This is a genomic window from Pseudoalteromonas sp. SIMBA_162, from assembly GCF_046535955.1.
Taxonomy (GTDB): domain Bacteria; phylum Pseudomonadota; class Gammaproteobacteria; order Enterobacterales; family Alteromonadaceae; genus Pseudoalteromonas; species Pseudoalteromonas marina.
In genome coordinates this window covers 1-353 of record NZ_JAWJBQ010000145.1, presented here as the reverse complement: position 1 = coordinate 353, position 353 = coordinate 1, and the positions used below count along the sequence as shown (strand labels likewise).

The window sequence follows — 353 nt, the reverse complement described above, 5'->3', positions numbered from 1 at the left end:
CTCGCAGCGGTGCTGGGGCTCGTGTGCGTGATTGCGCTGTGGTGGCCACAGGCCAGCGCGATTCGCTGGCGGCTGATGGGCAGCTACCTGATGCTGCTGGTCGCAAGCCTTGCCTGGTGGGCCAGCATCACGCCACGGGCGGACCGCGACTGGGCGCCGGAGGTGGCGCATCTGGTCGAGGGGCAGGTGGTCACGCCAGCACGGGACGAGGCATCGCCGGCAAGCGCCAGGACCGAGGCTGCCACGCAGGGTGAAGTGCTGCATCTCGAGCAGGTACGCAACTTCGTGTGGCACAGCGCCGAGGATTACACGCCGCGCTGGGAAAGCCGCGACTATCCGCTGGAGGAGCTGAC

1 pseudogene is annotated in these 353 nt (G+C 68.6%); it reads left to right on the top strand.

What is annotated here, in order from left to right:
• Positions 1–353 (top strand): annotated as a pseudogene (locus R0J88_RS19085) (hypothetical protein); the annotation flags it as partial.